This is a genomic window from Marivita sp. (genome assembly GCF_017643905.1).
In the GTDB taxonomy this organism is placed as follows: Bacteria; Pseudomonadota; Alphaproteobacteria; order Rhodobacterales; family Rhodobacteraceae; genus Marivita.
This window is the reverse complement of the sequence record NZ_JAEPMO010000236.1, coordinates 1-4,224: the sequence shown is the minus strand read 5'-3', so window position 1 is coordinate 4,224 and position 4,224 is coordinate 1. Positions and strand designations below refer to the sequence as shown.

The window sequence follows — 4,224 nt, the reverse complement described above, 5'->3', positions numbered from 1 at the left end:
GTAATCTTCGGCGTATCGAAATAGTTCAGGAAGGGTACGTCCTCGCCGTTCAGCACATCAATTGCGGTCTTGAGCGCCGCTTCGGCGTCATCGACCGGCGACTGATAGATCGAACCCCAATAGGTCCCGGCTTCCATCGCCTCGTAGCCCACGGCAAAGTTGGTCGCGCCAACAAAGGTGATGCCTTCGCGGCCAGCGGCGATCGCTGCGTTCATTGCGCCAACACCCATGTTGTCATCGCCGGAATACACACCGTCGATGTCATCATACTTGACAAGGAATGCTTCCATCACCTGCTGGGACTTTTCACGGTTCCAGTCACCTGGCTGCTCGTCGATTTGTTCGACATTCGGGCAGACCTCGGGCAGACGGTCGTTGAACCCCTTGGCCCGTTCGATTGCCGTAGTGTAGCCCGGCTGGCCGGTGATGTGCACAACCTTTGCTTCGTTCTCGATGCCCAACGCCTTGAAGCGATCACACATGATCTCGGCCGAACGTGACCCTTGAGTGATGTTGTCCGGACCGGAGAAGGATTTAACAAAGTCAAACCCGGCTTCGGCGATGTTGGAGTTGGTGACGATGACCGGAATGCCGGCGTTGTGGGCCTTGCGCACCGCGGGAATCACCGCTTCACCATTGGTCGGCCAGATGATGATTGCGTCGACTTCCTGCTGGATAAGGTCTTCCATCTGGGCAATTTGGCGTGCCACGTCGCCGCCCGCGTCAAGCACGACAGCTTCAACTTTGTCGTTGGCCTCTGCGGCGGCAATGAATGCCTTTTCGTAGGTGGTCTGGTAGCTGTCGACACCGACGTTGTTCTGCGTGATGCCGATCTTCATGACTCCGTGACCTTCGGCGAAGGCCGCGCCTGTAAAGGCCAGCGTCGCCGCGGTTGTCATGGCAAGTGTCTTGCGAAGTGTCATATTTGGGTCCTCCCGTTAAACCTTTTGTCTTCAGCCTGGCAAAGATGGTGCTCTTCACCGCTCCACGGCGCAGAGCCGCCTTCGCTGAACGACTGCAATCAATCTGACCGCGGCACAGCCTCCGTCATTCATCTAAAATATCCGTATTGGATAAATTGATATCCATTTTGGATACTTTCTACGTATGCTCCGAGTGCCACTTTGGACATTTTTAAAGGGGAACTGATGCCGCGCTCAGAGAAATCCAGAACGGATAAACCCGCCGCACCCGCCACACACAAGGACAAAGGCCCCTTGATGAACGCTCTCCTGGGAAAAAGCCATCCTCATCCGACCGGTGCCAACCGCGCACCGGAACTGCTGGATATGGTAACTTTCCTTGAAAAGCTCAGTGACGAGGTGGAAGACACCATTGATCTTGTCGCCCCCAATCCAAACCTGCGTATGGCGCTGCACCTGATGCAAGGGCACTTCGGCGCCAAGGTGATCACCCCCACATCGCTTATTGGGGCAAGCCGGGTCCCCTATGCAACAGCGACCCGCAGGCTCAAGGACATGGTTGACGCTGGCCTCATTGAACAGCGCCCGCGCACCCGGTCCGGCAAGAGCTATTCCATGCATCCCAGCGACAAACTGCTGGCACAGTGGATGCAAGTATCTGCTCGTGTCCGCCGGCTTGCAGAACAGCGGTTTGGTGGCGAGGACCGTTCGGATGATGCACGCGACTACTATTATGGAGGCAGTTACGCCTCTGCGCAGTCTATTCCGCCGCTGACTGTTCGCAGCGAACCGATCAGGGTTTCGGGCGGTGTCCGTGTGCTGGTCCACGGCGACCCGACCTTCATGGTCATGGACCATCTCAAGCGGCAGTTCGAGCAGGTTGTCGGTACGCAGATCAATCAGCGTGCATTTTCTATCGACAGGCTGCGTGAAGAGGCGCTGCGCAATGCAGAACGCCCAACAAGTCGCTATGACATTATCGCAGTGGACCTGCCTTGGATCGGTGAATTCGCCGAAAAGGGTGTGCTCATGCCGCTGGACGAGGCGATGGACGTGTCGCGCCTTGATCCGGCCGATTTTCACACTGCGGGCTGGAAGGCCACCCACTGGGGTGCTCGCGCTTACGGTGTACCTGCGCAAACAACACCCGAGTTATTGTTCTACCGCCGTGATCAGTTTGCTGAAGCTGGACTGGAGCCGCCCACGACCACGGAAATGCTGCTGCATGCCGCCAGCCTGCTGCATGATCCCAAACGCGGCCGCTATGGTATCGCCTGGAACGCCGCACGCGGCACGGCACTGGGACATACCGTGTTGATGACCATGGCGGATTTCGGCCAGCCGGTGCTGGACTTGCCGGAATTCGCGGGCGGCTTTGACACGGATCATCTGAGCCAGCGTCGCTACCGCCCGACCATCGACACCGAGGCCGGTTTGGAGGCGGCGGAATACCTGCTGGACCTGCTCAAGTATTCGCCGCCCGACATCCTGTCGATGTCCTGGTATGAGCGCGTCCGCCCCTATGCAGCAGGCACAGTGGCGATGGCTTATGGCTATACCTTGCTCGCGCCGTATTTCGAACTGGACGAAACCTCACCCGCGCATGGGCAGACTGGGTATTTGCCGCATCCCCCAGGGCCGGGCGCAACGCCGGTGGCGCCGGTAGGCGGCTACGCCATGGGCATTCCAGCCAACCTGGCGCCGGAGCGTATTCCCGCAGCGGTCGAGGCCCTGCAGGTTTTCACCTCGCCGGAGGCGCAAAAGCTGTATGTCCAGAATGGAAGCCGCACCAACCCGCGCTACTCCGTCGGATCGGATCCGGAGGTGCGACGCGCCTCTCCGATCTTTGAGGCGGTCGACGGAATGTCCTGGCGCGACGAGCTGCAATTCTGGCCGCGCCCGCCTGTGCCCGAGATCGCCGATATCTTTCAGATCTGCGGTGAAGAATTTCACGACATGCTGCGCGGGATCTCGTCACCGCGCGACACTCTGCGACGTGCACAGGCCCGTGCAGACGCTTTGATAAAACCCCGCGAATAGACGCGACAGTGGAGGAGAGACCATGGACCCGAACCGCCTGAAAGGTAAAAACATCCTGATCACCGGAGCCGCACGCGGCATGGGTGAGGCCAACGCACGCGCTTTTGCGGCGCAAGGTGCAAATGTCTGCCTTGGTGATCTGGACGGCGACACCGCGCAGCAGGTTGCCGACGCCATCAACGCTGAAGGCAATGGCAAGGCGATTGCGGTCCGAATGGACGTGACAAAGCGCGAAGACAACGCGGCCGCCGTGGCAGCAACCGTTGAGGCTTTCGGTTCCATCAATGTGGGCCTGTTCAACGCAGGTCTGAACAAGCCCCGTTTCTTCATGGATATCGACGAAGACAACTGGGACATGATCATGAACGTCAACACCAAGGCGATGTGGCTGGGCATGCAGGAAACCGCCCGCCAGATGATCAAGCAGGGCCCAATGGAGGATCACCCGTACAAGCTGATCAATGTCGGCTCTATCGCGTCGAAGAAGCCGCTGGTGGATGTGACAGTCTATTGCACGTCGAAATATGGCTGCCTTGCGCTGACCGAGTGTGGCGCTCTGGGGCTGGCCGAGCACAATATCACCGTCAACGGCTACGCACCCGGCGTCGTCGTCACACCACTTTGGGAACAGCTGGACAAGGATCTCGTCGAAATCGGTTTCAAGGAACGCGAAGGTCAGGCTTACGAGGATATCGTGGACACTGCCCTTGTGATCAAGCGGGTGTCCTACCCCAACGACATCATCGGCACCGCATCGTTTCTCGCCAGTGATGACAGCGATTACATGACGGGTCAGATGATCTCAATCGATGGGGGCTGGGTCACCAAGTAGACCGCCTCAACTTATCCAGACGTTTTCACAATACACCGGGTGCACATGGCTGCACCCGAAAGGAGTAGTCCCATGTCTGAACGCCCCGGCAATGCACTGATGCCCAACCTGCTCACACCGCAGGATCTTGAAACCAATTGGGAATGGCGTGACAAGATCCCGGCCTGGGGTCACACCTCGGTCGATTTCGAAAAGCGCGTCGACCATGACCGCTTGCGCCGCTATCGCCTCGCGCGCACCCGGCAATCCTTGCAGAACTCCAATGCCGGATCGCTGCTGCTGTTTGATGTCAACAACATCCGTTATGTCAGCGCGACCAAAATCGGCGAGTGGGAACGGGACAAGATGTGCCGGTTCTGCCTGCTGACAGGCGACGACTCCCCCTATGTCTGGGATTTCGGGTCTGCTGCAGTGCATCACAAGCGTTAT

The 4,224-nt window shown here is 58.5% G+C and carries 3 protein-coding genes and 1 pseudogene; 3 read left to right on the top strand and 1 reads right to left on the bottom strand.

The genetic code is table 11. From position 1 onward, the window contains the following. Positions 1-923 (bottom strand): sugar ABC transporter substrate-binding protein (locus JJ869_RS22375; RefSeq protein WP_292270970.1); only part of this gene is annotated, 923 nt, incomplete at its 3' end. Between the two features lie 297 nt (positions 924-1,220). Between JJ869_RS22375 and JJ869_RS22370 the strand changes: the two genes are divergently transcribed. From JJ869_RS22370 to JJ869_RS22360, 3 genes and pseudogenes are all read left to right on the top strand, one after another. Next, the gene (locus JJ869_RS22370; RefSeq protein WP_292270967.1) at positions 1,221-2,963 is read left to right on the top strand and encodes an extracellular solute-binding protein; all 1,743 of its coding nucleotides are present in this window, start codon (positions 1,221-1,223) and stop codon (positions 2,961-2,963) included. Between the two features lie 22 nt (positions 2,964-2,985). Further along, positions 2,986-3,795 (top strand): SDR family oxidoreductase, encoded by an 810-nt coding sequence (locus tag JJ869_RS22365; RefSeq protein WP_292270964.1) that lies wholly within the window; start codon positions 2,986-2,988, stop codon positions 3,793-3,795. A 72-nt stretch (positions 3,796-3,867) separates the two neighbouring features. Further along, positions 3,868-4,224 (top strand): annotated as a pseudogene (locus JJ869_RS22360) (aminopeptidase P family protein); the annotation flags it as partial.